Raw genomic sequence first — 19,697 nt, forward strand, 5'->3', positions numbered from 1 at the left:
ACTAGGCAGTAGGCCGTAGGCAGTAGGCAGTAGGCAGTAGGCAGTAGGCAGTAGGCAGTAGGCAGTAGGCAGTAGGCAGTAGGCAGTAGGCAGTAGGCAGTAGGCAGTAGGCAGTAGGAGATGGATTGCAAACGCCGATGGCCGTCAAGCCATCGATGACCGCGGAACAGGCGACGTGCCGCCGACAGTCTATTCCCTATTCCCTATTCCCTATTCCCTATTCCCTATTCCCTATTCCCTATTCCCTACTCCCTACTCCCTACTGCCTATTCATGCCGTTCAATTCGGATCGTCGGGGTTGTCGACGAGGCATCCGACGCCGTGGCAGCCCTGGTAGTTGCCGTGCTCGTCGAAGTTCGGAAAGCCTTGCCTGTCGAACTGCGGCCGCGTGTCGATCTCGTCGTCGGGGTTGTCGACCATGCAGCCGACGCCGTGGCAGCCATTGTAGCCGCCACCGTCGCGGTGGTTGCTGATGGTGTGGGAATGCTTGTCGACGGCGCCCTCGATGATGGCGCCGATGACCGCGCCGGCAACCATGGCGCCGGTGTCGTGGCCGCGATGGTCGTACATGCGCGCGTTGCGGTCGAAACCGTCGCCGCGGCCGTGATGATAGCCGCCGACATCGGCGAAGACGCCCCGGCAGCCCTGCGCGACCCAGATGTACCGGCTCTGCCGGTTGTAGCCCCAGGTCTTGTTGACGATGCAGGGGCTGCTCGATTCCTGGAAGACGAGTTGCGGCTGCTTGAGCGGACCGGCGAAACATTCGTCATACTGATCGTTGCGCGACTGGCACTGCACCGTGGGGCCCTGCACATTCTGCGCGTTGGCGACCGGGACGGCCCAGGCAAGCAAAAGTGCGGCTGGAGCGATGAAACGAAGCATGATGATGACCCTTTCTGGAAATGGAGAACAGCCCCGCGCTCAATCGTTGATGGCGGTGATCTTCACGGCCATGTGGTTCGCATCCTTGCCGACACCGGAGAACCAGATCTCGCCGTCGCCGATCATCACGCCCTGCCAGTTGGCGAACAGCGTGGCATAGGTCTGCCTGGCGACGGCCGCCTTGACCTTTGCCGTGACGACCTTGTCGTAGTCGGCACTGAAATGCGCGGCATCCTTGATCTTGACGGCCTTGCCGCCGATGCGCGCCTGGAACGGATAGTCGACAAGACCGGCGACGGTGGCCTTGTCGCCGGAGGCGACCGCCGTCTGCAGCCTGGCGAAGAAATCCGCATAGGGCTTGTGGCCGCCGAACAGCGCATCGAGCGACTTGTCCATGTCGGCAGCGCTCTGCGCCCAGGCGGCGACGGGTAGCAGGCAGGCCAGCACGGCGGCTGCAATCAACTTTCTCATGCTCTCTCTCCGTTCAGGTCGTTATTGCGAAGTGCTTGAACGCGGGGGCTGCTGGACGCATCACAGGACGCTTTGTCGTCCGAACCCGAGCACTGCATGCCGGGAGCCGCGCCGGGCATGACGGAAGGCGGAACGCCGGCCATGGTGCTGCCGGTGTTGCCGGCCGCGCGCGCCGCAGCCGCTGTATTCATGCAACCGACCAGGGAACCGTCGGCAAAACCAGGCGACCGGCATTCCTGCCTGTCCTCGGCATTCTGTTGTTCCGTGGTCTTGCTGGCGGACAAGGCAATAAAAGCAGTTAAAATAAATGCAAACTTATACACAATGAACCCCGCATGGCGTCTTCCCCCGCCGCCATCCCAAAACAGTAAATATCCCAATCCTTTCTGTCTAGCATGACATCCGGGTGACCGAACGGCTTTTAATATTTTTCAAAATCGAGAATAGTTCATACAGGAAATGAAAAACCTCAATTAAGCGTCGTCTCTTCGACACGCATCAACGTTTCAACTTGAAAGACCCTTGTCGGCCAACCGGCGGCTGCCATACGGTCGATCCCATTGCCATTCGAGGGAAAACGATGCGGAAACCTGTCTTCACTGCCTTTGTGCTTGCCGCCCTTGCCTCCGCCGCATTCGCACAGGACCCCGGCCAGGATTTCACCAAGGCCGACGCCGCGCTGAACGCCACCTACCGACAGGTCGAGCACCGGCTGGCCGGCGACGCCGGCGCCAAGGCGCGCCTGATCACCGCGCAGAAGGGCTGGATCGCCTTCCGCGACGGCGAATGCACGTTCCAGTCCGGCGGCGACGATGGCGGCAGCGCCGCCCCGACCATCCTGGCTGCCTGCAAGGCAAGCCTCACCAGGACGCGGACCGAACAGCTGAAGGGCTATCTGCACTGCGCCGAAGGCGATCTTTCCTGCCCGGTGCCGGCGCAATAAGGCAAAGGGACTGGGCAGGCGGCTGAAGCCGCCTGATCGATGCAGCGGGGCCATGAAAGCCGACTGGAGGGATTAATGCGAGGCCGGCCACTGCGGCCGTATTGAGCCTGGCAGCGCTTGCGACATTAGCCGGCTGCCAGAGCCGCAATGCGACGCCACAGGATCTGCAGAGCTGGTGTTCGATGATCTGCGACAAGCACAGCTTCAATGGCGGCCGGGACCGCATCGACTGCCTGAACAGCCTCCAGCAGAGCAACGGACGGTCATTGCCCAACGGACCAACGCCGAAAAGTGACTGGCCGCCCTACGCCCCCAGCCAGATGCCGGCTTCGTAGCGAGGATGGGTGTAGCGCGAAGACGACACTCGCGAGAAGCGCATGCCTTCGTGCCTCGATCGACAATTTGCCGGCGGCCGAGGCCGTCAGGTAAGCGGCGGCCCGCGCGCGCCACCTGGGGCGCCCGACTATGGAGCCGTCTCTGCACCCAATGTTTCTAACATAGCATTTCGAAAAAGCGTAAAGCTCTGACTTTGCTCTGCAATTTTGGAAGTTTTATCTCGAGCGGCATCAGCTCTATGCTTATAAAATTTTTCCAAATTAATGCCCCGAGAGAAAGTTCGTAAGAACTCTCGCTTGGCGTCTATATCCTCGAGATCATGGTAGGACGCCTCCGCCGCAAGAATCCAAGCTTCTGTGCTCTGTACAGGTATCGCTAAAACAACCTTAGATCGATACTTATCAGAAACCGCTAACCATTCATGCACCACGTCAACAATATGCGCTACACGCGCTTTTGCTGAGACTGGCAACTTCGGCTGCTCAATCTTACTTGCCCTACAAACATCGAGCAGACTATCTCCATCGACATGAAATACGATAGCATCAAGTCCTGGTTGGTCTGCAAATAGCGGCTCGAAGAAAGTTTGGATGTTTGCCCCGCCATTTGCTTTGCACCAAGACTTTACCCGAAGCCAGCCGCCATCCTCCATTTTGCCCGTCTCGTCTGACTGAGGATGGATCGTTTCGAGCGAAACATTCCCGATACCTCTAGTCGCAAGTTCGCCCAAAATCAGGGCCGGAAGCATGATTGCATCATGCCTTCCTTCTATTACGAGTCCGATACGAGGCATTAGAGTGCGCCGGGTATTCGTTCGCTCAGCAATAGTTCTGACAAATTTTTCCCCCCATGCTTCTCAACCCAATCGGCCTTCGTCATTTCCTGAGGCGGCCGCAAGGCAAAATAATCTGAATGTCCTCGGCGTTTTGGATCTTTATCTCGGCTAACGACAAATATCTTCTGATCTCTGTCAAATATATCTACGCTATCGAGAGAAGAAGGATGGTGCGATGTCATGAAAGCCTGCCGTTGCTCAACTGGATCAGCCTTGGAAACGACATCAACTAGATGCTTTGAAAGATTTCTCACCAGCCGCGGATTTAGCGTGCCATCGACGTTATCCAAGCCGAATGCTTTCGGCGTTCGAGGATGCGCCAGAAGAGTCGCGACAAAAATCAGGTATAGTGTTCCTTCACTTGCATCAAATGCGCTCAGCATATCGCGACCAGAACGCATAAATCTGTCTCGTATATACAGAACCAACCCTTCGGAAAGCACATGAGAAGGAACAATATCTGGGTTATGCTGCTGTATAATTATTTGATTCGCCCAGCCCGGCTCCCACACCACTTTGAGAATAGATTCCAATTTCTCCGAGGGAACTTCTGAAAGTACATTTTGTAGCGCAACAGCGAGACCGGAACCGGTCAAGCCGAGTGGTTCAACGATACGATTGTCGACAGCCAATCCCCGCATGATCGCCGTCTGCGGGGCATAAATTGCGAATCTCGAAAACTCTTCCAATTCAGATCGAAATGCCGAAGATATTCGAGCAAAAGGATCCAGCAAACTCCAAACACTTCGAGTCTTATCAAAAGACTCTTTTCTAAATTCAGGCAATTGAGACTTGATCGAATGAAGCTTAACCCCATGAGCACTTCGACCAAATACTTGCCTATCGCCATCGTATAGCGCTTCAGTCGCAAATTCCAAAAGCGACCTATTAGTGCCGGCGCTTATGCTGCAATCATAGCGGCCATGATCAAATACAGCCTCAAGGCGGAACGTTCTCGGCAAATGCTGATTCTTGAAGGCAGATTTGAATTGGTGCGGCAGCGAAAGCCGTACACCCTTCATGTCGAGCACAGTTGGCTCCAGCCCACTAGATAGGGCTGCAGCTAAAACTCCAAGCGCTTCCAAAACATTTGATTTACCGGCCCCATTAGGTCCGACAAAGAGATTCACTTTGCCAAATTCGATCTCCTGCTCGAAGATCGATTTGAAGCGTTCTATCCGGAGCTTCCGAAGCACGCCTACCCTCACGACCGATGTAAGATGCTCATATCTTACATGTCCCCTGTGTCAACCGCGTTCCCGCCCCCCAAGGCGCCGTCGCATTTTGAGGCCGCAGGAAAGTCGCCCGCCAAAGATGACGTTTTAAGCTTTTTTACTTTGAAATCGCTCACGCTGCCCGTATCGCCGCGATCTGGCCGTCGATCGCCGCCTTGCGGGCGGGCACGTCCATATGGGCGTCGGCGTAGTCGAGGAGGTCGCGCTCGGCTTCGAGCGCGCCGATGATGCGTTCGCGCTCATCAGGAGAGGTGGCCGCAAGGGTGGCGCCAGCCGCTTCGTTCCGGGTCCTGGCGATGGCGCAGGCCTCGACATGGAAGCGGGCGTGGTCGGCGCAGGCGTCGAGCGCGCGCTGGAACGACCAGTGGCGGTCGCGGCAGCCGATCCAGGCGATGAAGGACGAACCGTCCCGGGTGACGGTGCGCTCATGCGCGCCATCGACAGTGACCAGCCAGCGATTGTCACCCGTTTTGCGGAAGACAAGGCCGTCGGTGGCGTCGATGTGGCTGGACATATCCATCCCTCTCCATTGGGACAGATATAATTATCACAATACGTGAATTTATCAATCGTAAAATTCACACAGTGTGAATATCATTGGGATTAACGGACGCACCGTCGAGCCGAAGACCACCGGATCCAAAAGAAAGCCCGCCGAGCGAGGCCAGGCATGGAGTACCCCTCAACCGCTGCCCCGTGAACCTCGGAGATCCGCCGCCCAAAGGTCTCGCAGAGGTTGGAGGGGCCCGAAACCATCCGCTTCAGCTGCGCAGCGCTGCTGGCAAGATACCGCTTGAACATGAGGCCCCAGTCCTCGTCGGCCGAGACAGGCGCCCGCTCGCCGGAGGCGACGGCGCGAATGAGAGCCAAGGTCTCGCGATAGCGAGAGCGCCGGCAAACCAGCAAGGCATTCGCCTTGAGCCCCGCTGTTTCAGCTTCCCGCGCCGCGCCTGCCTCGAGAAAAGCCCGCGCGAAGCGGGCTACTCGTATGACACGAACAGATTCATGATCTCGGCCCTCAGCCGTTGGCCCGGCTCTCCCGGCTCATCCGCCACGATCTGAAAGAGCCTCTGGTATACCTCGCAGGCCTGCGGGTTGACGACCCCGCTCCCCAGGACCTCCTGAAGATCCGCCACGGCTCCGCCACCCGCGACATACTGCAGCCCCATGATCTTCCAGTCATCCGGCGTCGTCGCGCCGATATCCACCGGAGACTTTTCGCCGGCGCCCTGGGCCCGGACGAGGGCAGCAGCAAATCGATCGGCGGGAGCACCGTAGGTTTCGCGCTTTGCCTGCATCGCGGGGGTCATGGTGTCCGTCATGATCCAGTTGGCGCAATCCTGCGGCGTTTCATTCGCCTTCACCAGGTCGAACAGCTCCCGCTTGGCCTGGAGCGCGCTCTGCACCAGGGCAGGATCTGCCTTGCGCACCGAAGCCGCATAGCGGCGCCGGATATCGACCAGGCTTTTCTTCGAGAGCGCGGCCGTCTCTTCAGTGCCGGCGCCTTTGTTGGCGAGGGCCACATATTCGGTCATGAATTTCTCGTATTCGGCAGGAAGCGCCTCTTTCAGAGCCTTCAGGTAGGTGAGCCCGGTTTTGTCGACTTCAGCCTGCAAAGCTTCGACCGTGAGGGTCGGCTGTTTCACGAAGCGCGAATAGGCCCCGGAGATGGCAAAGCCAGCAAGCCCAACCAGAAAAACGACAACGATCTTCCAAGGTTTCATCGATTCCCCCTCACTGGAACGCCGCGTGCCCATCAAGACACGCAAAGGACGCTCCATCCCCTGATATCGAGCGCCGCGCGCCCACCTGGACGCGCAGGACGCTCCACCCCTTGAGTTGACGCATTCCCGAAAATCGATGCCGATTTTCGGGGACCCATGCGTCTGCCGGGCGCGACATGATCAGCTTTTCCGGCATCCCACAAGAGCAGTATAAGTTCTTGTTTCGTTCTTTACAAGAGAAACAGGAATTGGTTCCTAATACGCGCTGCAACAGGAGCGCAGCGGGTGGGTGGAATGGAAGCGAAGCTGGATGCCGACGGCCATCTGAAACGGGTGGCCTGCCAACTCTACACGCAGCTGCCCGAGGACAAGCGCGAGGCGCTGCTGGTGCTGCGTTATGTGCGCCAGATCATCTTCTGCCTGGGCGAGGACTGGGAAGCGGTCACTCGCTCCGCGCCGATCCTGCCTTTTGCGGGCGATCGGAAAGGTCGGGCAGAATCTCCAACATCTTTGCGGGTAATCCAGACCGGTCGCCAAGATACAGCCAATCCAGAGTGACGCCGGTCTTCGACTGGATGGCGATCGCGACATCGAGATCCGGCCGGCGCAACCCCTTCAGATAGTTGTTGAGCGCCGGCTGGCTGATGCCGATGAGCTGGGCAAAGGACGTCTGGTTGCGCTGCAGCGCCTTGAGCAGCGCCGCAAGCCGCATCGCTATGTCTTGATTGGAACGTCCGCCATCAGCCATCGCCTTTTCTGCCATATTCACGCCGTGAAAAGAATTAACGCATAGGGGATTGAAAGTAATTCACGCTACGTGATATCTGGGAGTCATGAATGACTCTCCTGACGACTGTGTGAGCGATGCGCCCGGCGATGCCGCCGGGGCGACAGTTCTCCAGCTTGGGTTCCTCGCCCCCGTGAAGCGGGGGAGAGGTGGATCGGGCGAAGCCCGAGACGGAGAGGGGGAAGTTCCCCGCATACCGACGACCGCACCATTCTGGTTTGACAGCGGCGGCCGTCGGCGCTGTCCCCCTCTCCGTCTCGGCTACGGCGGCTTTGCCGCCGGCCTCGACACCTCTCCCCCATTTCATGGGGGCGAGGAACCCAAGCGGAACGGCGCCCCGCGCCTTCCGATGCGCCAGCACCTTGTTTCCCCGATCCGCGGCCCTGTCGCGGACGGCCGACGCCTGGGCAGGTCTCCCCTCCCGCCGCCCGGGCGTCGGCTGCCTCTTCCACCGCCCGGCCCGAACAGCACAGAGGAGCTCCGCCTGTGAAGTACGACTTTGACGACGACCTGCGCGGCCCCGATCCATCCGAGCGGCTGCATCTTCTGGTCAGGATCGGCCTCGGCGGCGCCGCAGCGCTGCTGACCGCCTTCATCTTCTTCTGCTTCGCCTGGAGCGTGCTGACGCCATGACCGAAGCGATCTGCATGAAGGCCCGCGCGCTCATCGAAGCCGACCCGCGGCTGGCCCGCGAAGTGGCGCGCCAGCTCGTATGCGGCAAGGCCGGCGGCATGACGACGCGGCAGCGCGCGCTGCTTGTGTTCGTGCGCGGCTACATAGACCGGCACGGCGTCGCCCCCTCCTTCGAGGAGATGAAGAGCGGGCTGGGGCTGGCCAGCAAGGCCGGCATCCACCGCATGATTTCCGGGCTGGAAGACCGCGGCTTCCTCACCCATGCGCCCCGCCGCGCCCGCTCGATCCGCCTGGTGAGCCTATGAGCGAACCACAGACAAAGTTGAGCTTATGAGCGAACCACGGAACAAAGTTGAGCACACCATGACTGAACGCGTCAGCGACTCCCAGGGCGCCTCCCGAACCGAGTTTGGGCGCATCCCTTGCCGCGACATGGCCGATGCGCTGGAGCGCATGGCGCATGGCAAGCAGTTTTGGTTAGCCGACTTCGGCCGCGGCCGCCGCAAGCGGCCGGACCACGAGATCCAGCAGAAAAGCCTGGAACTCGACGTGCTGCAGCAGGCCGCACAGGACTACCGTACGCAGCGATTCCAGGAAAAGTGCGACGCGGTTTTCCGTCCGCGTGAGAACCAGGTGCGCCGGCCATGAGCAAGAAACGCTGGTTCCGGCTCTACATCGAGCGCTGGCGCGACGGCACCTTCGGGCTGACGCCCAACGAGATCGCCGCCTACATCACGCTGCTGTGCGAACTCTATGACCATGACGGCATATTGATCCGTGCCGATCTCGACCTTCTGGCGCGCCGCTGCGGCATGCGCCCCTCCAGTTTTCGGAAGGCTTTCGAAACGCTGACCCGGCGCGGAAAGCTCACCCTCGACGGTGATGTCATCACCTCCAAGGCGGTCTCCGAAGAAATCGAAAGCCGGGAGAGACTCGACGGGAAGTTTGCGGAAAGCCGCCAGAAACTCGCCGAAAAACGCAATGAAATCAGAGAAATCCAACAAAGACTGCCGACTGATACAGAGAAAAGAATCAAGACAAGAGTCTTAGACTCCTCCCTGCCGCCGCTTGGCGCCGGCCAATCCCCTTCCGTCCAGAACTTCATCAAGCGCCGGGAAATGGCCCGGCGCAGGAGCGCTTGAGCCATGTTCATTGCCCGTTTCGAAAACACCATGCGCAACGCCCGGCCGAAAGGCGTCGAGCCCGCGCCTGGCAAGCCGAGCCCCGCGCCCAGGACTGAAGATCCGGCCGTGGCCGCCTATCGCTGCATCGACGTGCTGGAGCCCAGGACACCGGCGCGCGAGATCATCAGCCGCGTCAGCATGCTGCACGGCTACAGCTTCGCCGAGATCACCGGCCCGCGCCTGGAGAAGAAGCTGGTGCAGGCGCGCTTCGACGCCATCAAGGCGGTGGCCGATGCCAGGCTCGATCTATCGCTGCCGCAGATCGGCAGGATCTTCAACCGCGACCACACCTCCATCCTGCACGCGCTGAAGAAGCGCGGCGGCCGCCGCCCCGAGCAGCAGGGCCCCGGCCAACAACAGGGAGCCGCGAAATGAGCGCGCCGCAAAACCGCGGGGATTGGTACATCGTCAGCTGCCATCCGCATGCGGAGCGGCAGGCCTGCGCCGAGATCGCGGCGCTTGGCCAGACGGTGTACCTGCCCTCGCTGCGCAGGGAATTCCACCACCGCCGCTACCGCAAGTGGATTAGGCAGCACTACCCGCTGTGGCCGGGCTACCTTCTGGTGCTGGCTTCCGAACACTGGAGCCGCGTGCTGGACTGCCAGCATGTGACGCGCGTGCTGCGCAGCCAGACCTATGCCGGCGCCGGCGCCCCGATCGCCATCAGCAGCGCCGACGTGCAGGCGATCCGCCACGCCCAGGACAGCGGCCAGTTCGACGAGATGCGCATGGACCGGGCAACGGTGAAGCCAGGGGACAGGCTGAAGCTGCGCGAGGGCGCGCTGACGGGGCAGGCCGGCACGGTGGAAAGTGTGGGCGACGAGACGATCGTGCTGCTGATCAATGCGATGGGGCGGGAGTTAAGGACGGTGGTGCCGGTGGAGAGGATGGGGTGAGTGGGTGGATCTTATAGCGCACGTCTTGCACTTGGAGCATCTTGATCGGCATAAGTGGAATGTCGGCTTTCCCCTGTGCAGACTCCATAGCCCGAAGGCGAAGCTTCTCTTCGCGCGCGCGCTCACACGCCGCATCTGAACATTAGTGCAAGCCGAGTTTATCGTGGATTTTGGCTAAAAGCTCGACATCGCTCTTGTTCAATCCTTTCTCCTTCGTCCCTTCGTGAGCCCAGTTGTTGCGCAGTGTGTTAAACAACGAAATCCATTTGATTTTATCGGATTTGCTAGAGAAACCATGCCCGACATCGATCGAAAAGTGCTGTTCGAATGACTCAGCTCCCGCTCGGCCTTCAGGTTTTTTCGCCCAGTATCTCTCGATTATCGTCTTGTAGTCTTTGATGAAGAATTGGTCTGTCCACGGGATCTCCTGGCGACCCAAACCTTCTTTATAGTTTTTTTCCATCTGTTCCTTGGCGCGCATCTCGCACTCGCGCTGAATTGTGCCTATCTCAATGTCCCAATTTTCTTCAAACAACTCCTTCAGCTGGGTGATAATGAAATTCTTCATGTGTCGTTCGATCCGCGTACCAAGTTCCCTTCCTTTGGTCTGAAGCTCCTTGTCTTGCCGTTCCCTCCAATCCTGTAGCTCGGGGGGATTGTAATCCTTGAATTTACTATGAATGTAATTCTGAAAAACTCTGAGCCAGGTTGCTTCGGCACCGCTACCTAGCTTTCCTGTGAGAATATCAGCTTCTTCCGGCTTCATTGCCCTCAAGGCGGTGAAGAGCACAAGCAGATACTTTCCGATGGCCTCCGCTCGCTCCTCGGTGCTCGATTTAATCGAGATCGACCCGCGAGAGGTTTCGAATGAATGAAGATCACCTATAAGAGAAATAAAAGCAAAAGTACCACGGTTGGAAAGAATATATATATTTATAAATTCCTTTTCTAAAGATTCTTCCGCAAGCTCGTAGCAGGAATTTATGAAGCCAACTGTTCTCGTTCGCGCCTTCATCATCTCGTCTTGATGATCGACGTTGTCTGCATTATACAATGACGCAGATGTGGTTCCCTCTACAAACTTATTACCCCTTGCTTCCGGCAATAGTCTGCATCTGAGCAGCGCGTCCGCAAACGGCTTCGCCTGGAGTGTTGCCCTGTCTTCGCCAAGCGAGATTTTGCCAAAAAGCGGACCCGATTGATCGCCACCTAACGCACGGATAACTGATGACCGAAGCGCCTTTAGCCTAGAGTCCAGACGGTTGGCGTTCCAATATAGATCCTCCTCAAGAGTTATTCGCAGAGTAGGACTTACCGCTTTCTGATTCTCATTGATCTGCATGAACAGTTCAAGTTGATCACCAGGATCAAGGTTTTTGAACGCCACTACTGGTATTGTGTTACTCTCTTTGTATTTCGAGTTTGCGTACCCATATATCCTATGTTGACCATCAATAATATAAGCTATAGCATAGGCATTCGGAATTTTGAGTATTCCAGTTCGTGAGACTGAGTCCTTAGCACGCTGCTGACCCTGAAACTCGAGCTTTGCATCACGCTCGTTGAAGTTAAGAATAGCCGAATTTGGAAAGAATCCTCCACCGTCGATGAATTTCGTAATCCCCTTCAATCGAGAGGGAATAAGAAGACGCTGATAGGTGGGCATCTCAGACTCATTCGCCCGCGTCCGATGCAAGACAAACCCGATTTTCAACAGCAGCTGAGGTTCCAGCGAGAACATATAGTAGGTTTTGTCACCCATCGTGCCTTCGATAGCGGGGACCTCTATCCTATCCTTGTTGATGGTCTGCCCTTTCATTAGCAGCCCCATAAACTGATAGTGAGCAGCGTCTCGATAGGATTTCAGAAGACTATTTATGTAATCGAAGGCATTGTCGTTGTAATAAAATCCACCTGACTCGACAAGCCTTATAATATCGACGGAATCTCGACTTAACCTAAAGTTTCTAGTCGCAAAAATGTATTTTATTCGTCGACCTGGACCGAAGGTTTGATCTATCGCCTTTTTGTACCCATCTAGACGGAGCTTAAGAGCTTCAAATTCGGTCTTAAACGAAGGCGCCTTTGCCGAAGCGTCACTAGATTTGCACTCAATCAGCAACACACTGTCTTCGTCCATCGCCACGACGTCAATCTGCTTCTTCTCGGACGAGCTTGAACCAAAAGGCAGGTTGAAGGTCTCATCCACGCTGAGCATGCGATAGCCAAGGCGGTAGAGCTGGCACCAGATATCGTCCTCAAACTGGACATTGTGGCTCTTCGCCCTACGGAGCCTAGTCTTGGTCTTCAGAGGCTCGCCATACTCTTCCCAGCCATCATGAAGCAACCCGTCAACCAGGCTATGATCTACATTTCGAAACTGATACTTTAAGGATTTCGCTGCAAATATCTTTCCAAGCAGTGATTTATCACTGCTCATTTTACTACGAAGCATTACTGCTTCAGCAGGATCGATAAACGACAATGTACCCCCCCCAATTCCAAATACTCCTTCCGAATTCTCAGAAAACGAAAAGAGACTCCGTAGTGCCACGTCTTGAAGTAACAGAGCCCGATATTACTGATGGACGAGAAACTAATTTCGGAGTTCCGAGTTCCCCATAGAGCTCGTGAATACTAGCGTGATCAGCATTTGTTAGGACAACACAAGCTCCTCGCTGCTTTGCGCCATGAATGGCTCTCCTCAACCTCTTCTGATCCTCCCATGTAAAGATCTTTTGATTGTATTTGATAAAACCATTGCAGTTATGGGCCGTTGTATACGGAGGATCTAGGAATACAAGGTCACCTTCCATCGCCTCATCGACGACGGATTCAAAATCCCCGTCCCGCAATTCAGCTTTAGATAAAATCTTACTCGCCTCTTCAAAATCATCGTCCAGAAGTATGACCTGCGTCTTTGTTCCCAAAGGCACATTAAATTGTCCTTTTAAATTCTCTCTATAAAGCCCGTTGAAACATGTCCGATTGAGATACAGAAACTGTGCTGCGCGCATGTAAGAACTTGCATGCTCTCTGCGCCTTTCTTCGTAATAAAACTCTTTCGAGTGCCTTGCCTGAAACTCAAGCAGGCTCGACCGCACGAGGCTCCATTCATCTCTGATAGATCTATAGGTTGAGATTAGCCGCTCGTTTATGTCGGACAAAATTGCTTGCGAGGGGGCAAGGTGAAAGAAGACAGCTCCGCCGCCCAGAAAGGGCTCGATATATCGTCCAGAGAATGCTGGGAGATCGAAACTTGGGTCGTTGAGAAGCCATCTTTTACCGCCGGCCCACTTGATAAATGGCTTCAAATCAATGCCCCTTCTGCGAACAAGGCGCAGCGGTAGCGCCCTTTGTGAGCAGAATAAGCATGTTGTGAGCCGTCAATCTAGCCAATTAAACCAGGTGTATACAGGAGCTTACCTTTCCGAGATGCTGGACACACTCAACCGAGATGATTCCTGCTGCCGGTTCTATTGCTCGACCAATTTGCACCGAGGCGTCTCGGCATGGTCGCGACAAGACCATAAATCACGCGATGAAAACATTCGAGCGATGGTAACCCAGATAGCTGTGCCGCTGCGCTGCGAACGGAGCAGTTCGCCACACGGCCGGCGCTTCCGCTAAGCCGAACCTCTCCCGGGCCAGTTGTTCGAAACCGAGACGGTATAGATCGCCACGATCCATACGTGGCGACACAAGCACATCTCCGTCATCTTCGAAGCTGATGAACCCGCGATCGAAGAGTAAGTCGGCATCGGGCGTGAGCAAGAGCCCATTCATGCCGTCAAGCCGTTCCTCGGCAGAGGTGCAAAGCCGCCACGGTTTGATGTGGCTGGCAATTAGTAGTGATGGGTTTGTGATTCCTGTCAGGCGGCACTCGCGTTCTATAGCCTCCACATTGGCGCGAAATTGCCCCTGGCCGCGGCGCGCTTGAATGACGCTTTTTCGGACCGTGTCGTCCAGTTGAAGATCGATCTTGATACGGCGCTCGACAATTTCATCGAGAAATTCGCCAACAGCTTCAAAGGTAAGACTGTTGCGACCGCCAAACTCAAGCGCTTGAGCGTCGAATGTTGTGTTCGCAATTACGATCTCGAAGACGGCTTTCGGGATCGACGCGAGATAGACGCTTTGGTGTCCTCCTCCAGTGATTGGATTGATCGGCGAATATCGTGCCGGCAGCAGCGGGCCTAATTTTTCGATGAGTTCTTTTGGCCGCACTGCTGGGATTAGAGGCACCCAATAGATGGGCAAATACCAGCCCTCGTTGCTCCAATAGGCTCCGGTGTCACCGAACTCGGAGGGTTTGGATGCGGTAAAGGCGAGTTGGGTGACCCGCCCAACATAGCTGATAGCCTGATTGGCGAACGAGAAAACCAGATCGCCCGGATTCGCGCGACGCATATTGTCGTAAAACTCATTGCGTGCGCCGTTGCTCTTCCTCTTGGGAGACCAGAGGTATTGACCGTCGATCTCCTGACGGAAGGTTTGTTTGTGATTTACCCACCAATATTCCGGCATTTCGGATCAGCGATTCCAGGACTGCGCACATCACGTATAGAACAATCGCAGGGAAGTTAATAATGCCAGCTCGGTAAGTCGTTACTGCCTTCCTCTGCACAAATTCTGCACCAATCTCCTGAACATCTCCTGATCTCCGCCACGATGGCCGCGCGGCATGCCACCACAACCGGTGCATGCAAACGACGCTGCCCACACGACTGCAGACCGACGGATGGTGGCTGGTAGAGCCGCCGGAGCGCGAGCCGCCGCAGCGTGAAACGCTGCCGTTCAGGCAGCGGGCGATTGGATTTCGCTGCCAAGGCGTGATCCTGCCCTCCCCGCCGCCGGGCGATGCGCGCTCTGCGCCCCCGCCCGCACCCCAGCCCACCTCCACACCTCAGCTCCAGCCTCTACCTCAACCCCAGGACGATCCCGCATGACCCACGCCTCCCTCACCCCCAAAGCCATCGCCGCCCTGCTCCTCGTCGCCGCTGCCGATTTCCTGCTGTTCGACCAGCCGGACGGCATTGCGCTGCCGCTGTTCTGCGGGCTGATCGTGGTGGCGCTGGTTGCCACGGCGGCCAGGAGTGCTGTGCAGGTGCGGCGGGTCGCTTTGGTGCTCGCTGCGCTGTTGCCGATGGTGGAGGCGATCAGCCCGCTTTCGATGGCGGTGGCGCTGTTCGGGCTGGCGGCGTTTGCGCTTTCCTTGTCCGGCCGGCTGCGGGTGGGGCTGGCCGGCATGGCGAGGCAGGTGGGCGTGCTGCTGCTCGGTGCGCCCTTGCGGCTGCCGCGCGACATGATGCGGGCGCACAAGGCGGCGAAGCGGGTGCGGCTTAGCGCGCGTTCCGGCACGATCGCGATCTGGACGCTGTCGGTGGCCCTGGGGGCGGTGTTCCTGGCGCTGTTCGGTGCGGCCAACCCGATCATCGACCGCTGGCTGGCGCTGCTCGATGTCTGGCTGCTGCTCGACCTCATCAGCATCGGGCGCATCGTGTTCTGGCTGGTCGTCGCGGCGTTGGTGTGGGCGTTGCTCAGGCCACGCCTGCCGCGGTTGCCGCGATGGCTGCGGCGGAAAGCACCGGCCGTTATGGACCCCGAAGCCGGCAAGCCGGTGCCGGCTCTTCAAGGGATGGAAGCCGGCAACGCCGCACCGGGCGGCAAGGCCGAAGATGCCGCCACACTGCGCGACGTGATCTTCAGCGAAGGCGCGGTGCTGCGCGCGCTTGTCGTGTTCAACGCGATGTTTGCCGTGCAGACAGTGCTCGACGCCTCCTATCTGTGGGGCGGCGTCGCGCTGCCGGAAGGCCTCACCTATGCCGGCTATGCGCATCGCGGCGCCTATCCGCTGATCGTCACGGCGCTATTGGCGGCGGGGTTCGTGCTGGTGACCTTGCGGCCCGGCAGCGCGATGTCGGCCAACCGGCTGGTGCGCGCACTCGTCTATGTCTGGATCGCGCAGAATGTCGTGCTGATGATCTCGTCGATCCTGCGGCTCGACCTTTATGTCGGCATCTATTCGCTGACCTATTGGCGCGTCGCCGCCTTCATCTGGATGGGCCTGGTCGGCGCCGGCCTGGTGCTGATCATGGCGCGCATCGCGCTTGGCCGCAGCAATGAATGGCTGCTCGGCGCCAATCTCGCCACGCTCGGCGCGGTGCTTTACGCGTGCTGCTTCATCAACTTCGCCACAATCATCGCCAACTACAATGTCATGCACAACCGCGAGATCACCGGTGAAGGCTATTCGCTGGACCAGGATTACCTGCGTTCGCTGGGGCCGGCGGCGATCCCTGCGATGGATGTTTTCCTGGAAAGGACGCCGGGGCTGGAGACGGCGGGGAGGATGGTGATGGAGCGCGAGATCGAGAAGAGGGACTTCCTGGCCCGGCAGCAGAACTGGCGCGCCTGGGGCTTCCGCAACTGGCGCCTGGCGCGGTATCTCGATGCTCACCCGGTGCCGGTGCTGGTACCCACGCCGTGATGGGGGGAGCGATGTTTCCACGGCACGCGAAGGTCGCTGTTCCACTTGGTCGGCGTTCCGGAATGGATCCCCGACACTCTTCGGTCGCTTCGCTCCCTGCGAGGTCGAGGATGACGAGGGGAAGGATGCTTCGGCCAATCTCCAACGTGGATGATGACATGGATGGCGACGTTGGTCGTGGTGCCGGCGATCACGCTGGTGCCTGCGCCATGATGCGGGCCGCGATGTTTCTCATTCCGCTGGCGCTCGCTGTTCCACTTGCCCGGCGTTCCGGAATGGATCCCCGACACTCTCCGCTCCCTACGGTCGCTCCGAGGTCGAGGATGACGGGCTTCATGGGCTGCCGACGCTCATTGTCACCCTCGGCACCATCATCGTCAGCACCCCCGTCGCCAAGACCAGTCATGTCATCATCCACGTTGGAGATTGGCCGAAGCGTCCTTACCCTCGTCATCCTCGACCTCGGAAGGAGCGAAGCGACTGCAGAGTGTCGGGGATCCATTCCGGAACGCTTGTCAGATGAACTCGTAAGCGCCGAGCACCGCCTTCGGATCTGCTCTGCGCGCGACATGCGTCTTTCCCCGCCGTTCTCGCAAAACCGCTGCACACTTTTGCGCGACATGCTCTTCTCCTTGCGCATGTCGTTATCGCGCTCCACACTTTTGCGCGACATGCTCTTGTCCTTGCGCATGTCGTTACCGCAAAACCGCTACACACTTTTGCGCGACATGCTGTAGAGCCCGCCATGCCGAACCATATCCTTCTCGCCGACGACGATCCGCATATCCGCGAGGTGATCTGCTTCGCGCTCGAGAAAGCGGGGCTGAGCAGCGATGCGGTGGCCGATGGCGCAGCCGCGTTGCGGCGCTTCGCGGAGAAGGGCGCCGACCTCATCGTGCTCGATGTCGGCATGCCGGAGATGGACGGGCTGGAAGTGTGCCGGCAGCTGCGGCGCAGCTCCAACGTGCCGATCCTGTTCCTGTCGGCGCGGGACGAGGAGATCGACCGCATCCTCGGGCTGGAGATGGGCGGCGACGACTATGTGACGAAGCCGTTCAGCCCGCGCGAACTGGTGGCGCGCGTGAATGCCGTGCTGCGCCGGCTTGGGCCTGCGAAGGGCGCCGAGGCGGAACCCGGGCCGTTCAGCCATGGGCTGTTGAAACTCAACAGCGGGCAGCGGCTGGCCTGGTTCGGCGACAGTGAGGTGCGGCTGACGGCCATCGAGTTCGCCATGCTGGAGAGCCTGACGGCGCGACCGGCGCATGTGCTGACGCGCAACCAGCTGCTGGACGGCCGGCCCGGCATCCATGTGTCGGACCGCACCATCGACAGCCACATCCGCAACATCCGCGCCAAGTTCGCGGCGGCCGGCGGCAGCGATGTCGTCGAGACCGTGCACGGCGTCGGCTTCCGGCTGGGGCGATGCGGCGCGTGAAGGCGATGGTGGTTTTGGGTTGGAGCGCGCGGCCAATCTCCAACGTAGATGATGACATGAACGTTCCCGGTGCCTACGGCAGGGCAATCGCCGATGAAATTCCCCCTCTCCGTCGCCGCTACTCCGACGGCAAAGCCGCCGTAGACGCCACTTCTCCCCGCTTTGCACAGGGCAATCGCATATGGCGCATTGCCCCCTCTCCGTCTCGCCCTGTGGGCGATCCACCTCTCCCCCGCCTTCGGCAGGGGCGAGGAACCGCAGCTGCAGCGCCGGCACTTATCCCGCTTGGGTTCCTCGCCCCCGTGAAGCGGGGGAGAGGTGGATCGGGCGAAGCCCGAGACGGAGAGGGGGAACCTCATATGCGATTGCCCTGCCGCTTTGCGGGGGCGAGGAACCGCAGTTGCAATGCCGGCGCTTCTCCAGCTTGGGTTCCTCGCCCCCATGAAATGGGGGAGAGGTGGCTCGGCCACGACGGCTTTGCCGCCGACATGGCCGAGACGGAGAGGGGGTTTGCGGCATGAAATGGCGTCCGCCGCTCAGCCTGGTGGTGCTGGCCATCCTGTCGACGGTGATGATGCTGCCGCTGGCCGGCCTTGCCGGCTATCGGCTGCTGGAGGCAGCCCCGCACAGCGCGCTGATCGCCGGGGCAATCGTGCTCGGGGTCACGCTGGTCATCGGCTTCGTGTTCGTGCGCGTCATCACGCGGCCGATGTATGAGCTGATGGAGCGCACGGCGCGCATCGCGGCGGGCGACACTGAGGCGATCCGCCCGCTTTCCCATCACGGCACGCAGGAGATGGCTGAGCTTTCGGACGCCTTCCTCGACATGGCGCGCAAGCTGCAGTCGCGCTCCGACACCATCCGCACTTTCGCCACCCATGTCTCGCACGAGCTGAAATCGCCCCTCACCTCGATCCAGGGGGCGGCGGAACTTTTGCGCGATGCCGGCGAGGAGATGGACGCCGCCACCCGCGCGCGTTTCCAGAACAACATCGTGGCCGATGCCGAGCGCATGAACCAGCTGGTGCGCCGGCTGATCGAACTGGCGCGGGCTGAAAGCGCGGGCGCGGCGGTGGAGACGACGTCGCTGGGCGAAGCGCTGGCGCGGTTCGCCGTTTCAGGGGAAGGCGCGCCATCTGCCGGTTTTGACGCGGAGCCGCCGGTTCCCGGAACGGCGAGCCCGGCCGTGGTGGTCGAGGCGGGCGCCGATCTGCGCTTCAGGATGTCAGGCGAAAACGCGGCGATCCTGTTCTCCAACCTCGCCGACAATTCCGCACGGCACGGCGCCAGCCGCTTCGTGGTCAGCGCGCGTCAAGAGGATGGCATCGTGGTGATCGTGGCATCCGACGACGGCACCGGTGTCTCGCCCGACAACCGGGCCCGCATCTTCTCGCCCTTCTTCACCACAAGGCGCGAAAGCGGCGGCACCGGCATGGGGCTGAGCATCGTGGCAGCGCTTGTGAAGGCGCATGAGGGCGGGATCCGGCTGGTGGATGGGGAAGATGGCGCGATCTTCGAGATCAAGATCCCGGCGGGGTGAGTGGCGCGAGGGCGAACAGGCGCGGCGCTGTTATCTCCCCCCTTGCGGGGGAGAAAGGATTTTCACGATCTTAGCCGGAGCAGGCCGAAGGCCGTCGCGAGGCTAAGTCGTAGAAAATCCAAGAGAGGGGATTTTCAGCTGAGGGGGTTGCGTAGATGAGCCTCTCATCCCCACGGCTGGATACGAAAAGCAGATTGTCGGCGCTGCCCGACCCTCGGCTATGGCCTCGGGCGTTCGAGCCTTTTGAAAGGTCCACCGGACCTTTCAATTCGCCTGCGGCGAACCAGGCTCTCACCCCCTCTCTTG

20 protein-coding genes and 1 pseudogene are annotated in these 19,697 nt (G+C 59.1%); 10 read left to right on the forward strand and 11 right to left on the reverse strand.

Annotation, left to right across the window (positions count from 1 at the left end):
• Positions 1 to 279 precede the first annotated feature (279 nt).
• From ACFWXH_RS30855 to ACFWXH_RS30865, 3 genes are read right to left on the reverse strand one after another with little or no spacing between them, the layout of a single operon-like run.
• The gene (locus ACFWXH_RS30855) at positions 280 to 882 is read right to left on the reverse strand and encodes a DUF3011 domain-containing protein (RefSeq protein ID WP_379125250.1); all 603 of its coding nucleotides are present in this window, start codon (positions 880 to 882) and stop codon (positions 280 to 282) included.
• A gap of 39 nt (positions 883 to 921) precedes the next feature.
• Positions 922 to 1,353 (reverse strand): hypothetical protein, encoded by a 432-nt coding sequence (locus ACFWXH_RS30860; RefSeq protein WP_379125251.1) that lies wholly within the window; start codon positions 1,351 to 1,353, stop codon positions 922 to 924.
• Positions 1,350 to 1,676 (reverse strand): hypothetical protein, encoded by a 327-nt coding sequence (locus ACFWXH_RS30865; RefSeq protein WP_379125253.1) that lies wholly within the window; start codon positions 1,674 to 1,676, stop codon positions 1,350 to 1,352. The genes ACFWXH_RS30860 and ACFWXH_RS30865 overlap by 4 nt, the downstream gene beginning before the upstream one ends.
• Positions 1,677 to 1,933: 257 nt before the next feature.
• On the opposite strand from ACFWXH_RS30865, the gene ACFWXH_RS30870 reads away from it, so the two are divergent.
• On the forward strand, positions 1,934 to 2,296 hold the full coding sequence (locus ACFWXH_RS30870; protein WP_379125254.1) for a lysozyme inhibitor LprI family protein: 363 nt from the start codon (positions 1,934 to 1,936) through the stop codon (positions 2,294 to 2,296).
• Positions 2,297 to 2,759: 463 nt separating this feature from the next.
• Here the strand turns inward: ACFWXH_RS30870 and ACFWXH_RS30875 are convergent, their stop codons facing one another.
• The 5 genes from ACFWXH_RS30875 to ACFWXH_RS30895 all read right to left on the reverse strand — a co-directional run bounded on the left by ACFWXH_RS30875 (position 2,760) and on the right by ACFWXH_RS30895 (position 7,174).
• The gene (locus ACFWXH_RS30875) at positions 2,760 to 3,380 is read right to left on the reverse strand and encodes a hypothetical protein (RefSeq protein WP_379125255.1); all 621 of its coding nucleotides are present in this window, start codon (positions 3,378 to 3,380) and stop codon (positions 2,760 to 2,762) included.
• Positions 3,381 to 3,424: 44 nt separating this feature from the next.
• Positions 3,425 to 4,663, reverse strand: coding sequence for an AAA family ATPase (locus ACFWXH_RS30880; RefSeq protein WP_379125256.1), 1,239 nt, complete (start codon positions 4,661 to 4,663; stop codon positions 3,425 to 3,427).
• 151 nt (positions 4,664 to 4,814) lie between these two features.
• Positions 4,815 to 5,216 carry a hypothetical protein gene (locus tag ACFWXH_RS30885; RefSeq protein WP_379125257.1) on the reverse strand — a complete coding sequence of 134 codons (402 nt, stop codon included), beginning with the start codon at positions 5,214 to 5,216 and terminating at the stop codon, positions 4,815 to 4,817.
• Positions 5,217 to 5,682: 466 nt separating this feature from the next.
• Positions 5,683 to 6,426, reverse strand: coding sequence for a hypothetical protein (locus tag ACFWXH_RS30890; RefSeq protein ID WP_379125258.1), 744 nt, complete (start codon positions 6,424 to 6,426; stop codon positions 5,683 to 5,685).
• Between the two features lie 442 nt (positions 6,427 to 6,868).
• On the reverse strand, positions 6,869 to 7,174 hold the full coding sequence (locus ACFWXH_RS30895; protein ID WP_161808103.1) for a helix-turn-helix domain-containing protein: 306 nt from the start codon (positions 7,172 to 7,174) through the stop codon (positions 6,869 to 6,871).
• A gap of 525 nt (positions 7,175 to 7,699) precedes the next feature.
• On the opposite strand from ACFWXH_RS30895, the gene ACFWXH_RS30900 reads away from it, so the two are divergent.
• From ACFWXH_RS30900 to ACFWXH_RS30925, 6 genes are read left to right on the forward strand one after another with little or no spacing between them, the layout of a single operon-like run.
• A complete protein-coding gene (locus ACFWXH_RS30900) occupies positions 7,700 to 7,846 on the forward strand; it encodes a hypothetical protein (protein WP_379125259.1) in 147 nt (48 codons plus the stop codon).
• Positions 7,843 to 8,151 carry a LexA family protein gene (locus tag ACFWXH_RS30905; protein ID WP_379125260.1) on the forward strand — a complete coding sequence of 103 codons (309 nt, stop codon included), beginning with the start codon at positions 7,843 to 7,845 and terminating at the stop codon, positions 8,149 to 8,151. The genes ACFWXH_RS30900 and ACFWXH_RS30905 overlap by 4 nt, the downstream gene beginning before the upstream one ends.
• Positions 8,152 to 8,209: 58 nt before the next feature.
• Positions 8,210 to 8,494: a hypothetical protein gene (locus ACFWXH_RS30910; RefSeq protein WP_379125261.1), complete on the forward strand. Its 285-nt coding sequence runs from the start codon at positions 8,210 to 8,212 to the stop codon at positions 8,492 to 8,494.
• Positions 8,491 to 8,988, forward strand: coding sequence for a DUF1376 domain-containing protein (locus ACFWXH_RS30915; RefSeq protein WP_379125262.1), 498 nt, complete (start codon positions 8,491 to 8,493; stop codon positions 8,986 to 8,988). Before ACFWXH_RS30910 ends, ACFWXH_RS30915 begins: the two co-directional genes overlap by 4 nt.
• Positions 8,989 to 8,991: 3 nt before the next feature.
• A complete protein-coding gene (locus ACFWXH_RS30920) occupies positions 8,992 to 9,405 on the forward strand; it encodes a helix-turn-helix domain-containing protein (RefSeq protein ID WP_379125263.1) in 414 nt (137 codons plus the stop codon).
• Positions 9,402 to 9,926, forward strand: coding sequence for a transcription termination/antitermination protein NusG (locus ACFWXH_RS30925; RefSeq protein ID WP_379125264.1), 525 nt, complete (start codon positions 9,402 to 9,404; stop codon positions 9,924 to 9,926). The genes ACFWXH_RS30920 and ACFWXH_RS30925 overlap by 4 nt, the downstream gene beginning before the upstream one ends.
• 142 nt (positions 9,927 to 10,068) lie before the next feature.
• Here the strand turns inward: ACFWXH_RS30925 and ACFWXH_RS30930 are convergent, their stop codons facing one another.
• The 3 genes from ACFWXH_RS30930 to ACFWXH_RS30940 all read right to left on the reverse strand — a co-directional run bounded on the left by ACFWXH_RS30930 (position 10,069) and on the right by ACFWXH_RS30940 (position 14,453).
• Positions 10,069 to 12,411 carry a DGQHR domain-containing protein gene (locus tag ACFWXH_RS30930; protein WP_379125266.1) on the reverse strand — a complete coding sequence of 781 codons (2,343 nt, stop codon included), beginning with the start codon at positions 12,409 to 12,411 and terminating at the stop codon, positions 10,069 to 10,071.
• Between the two features lie 37 nt (positions 12,412 to 12,448).
• The gene (locus ACFWXH_RS30935; RefSeq protein ID WP_379125267.1) at positions 12,449 to 13,240 is read right to left on the reverse strand and encodes a DNA adenine methylase; all 792 of its coding nucleotides are present in this window, start codon (positions 13,238 to 13,240) and stop codon (positions 12,449 to 12,451) included.
• A gap of 220 nt (positions 13,241 to 13,460) precedes the next feature.
• A complete protein-coding gene (locus tag ACFWXH_RS30940) occupies positions 13,461 to 14,453 on the reverse strand; it encodes an HNH endonuclease (RefSeq protein ID WP_379125268.1) in 993 nt (330 codons plus the stop codon).
• A 418-nt stretch (positions 14,454 to 14,871) separates the two neighbouring features.
• Between ACFWXH_RS30940 and ACFWXH_RS30945 the strand changes: the two genes are divergently transcribed.
• From ACFWXH_RS30945 to ACFWXH_RS30955, 3 genes and pseudogenes are all read left to right on the forward strand, one after another.
• Complete coding sequence (locus ACFWXH_RS30945; protein ID WP_379125269.1) at positions 14,872 to 16,416, forward strand: DUF4173 domain-containing protein; 1,545 nt, start codon at positions 14,872 to 14,874, stop codon at positions 16,414 to 16,416.
• A gap of 745 nt (positions 16,417 to 17,161) precedes the next feature.
• Positions 17,162 to 17,851, forward strand: coding sequence for a response regulator transcription factor (locus tag ACFWXH_RS30950; RefSeq protein WP_379125270.1), 690 nt, complete (start codon positions 17,162 to 17,164; stop codon positions 17,849 to 17,851).
• Positions 17,852 to 18,506: 655 nt separating this feature from the next.
• Positions 18,507 to 19,391: pseudogene (locus tag ACFWXH_RS30955) on the forward strand (ATP-binding protein); the annotation flags it as partial.
• Positions 19,392 to 19,697: the final 306 nt, after the last annotated feature.

This window comes from Mesorhizobium sp. NPDC059054, from assembly GCF_042739215.1.
Taxonomy (GTDB): Bacteria; Pseudomonadota; Alphaproteobacteria; order Rhizobiales; family Rhizobiaceae; genus Mesorhizobium.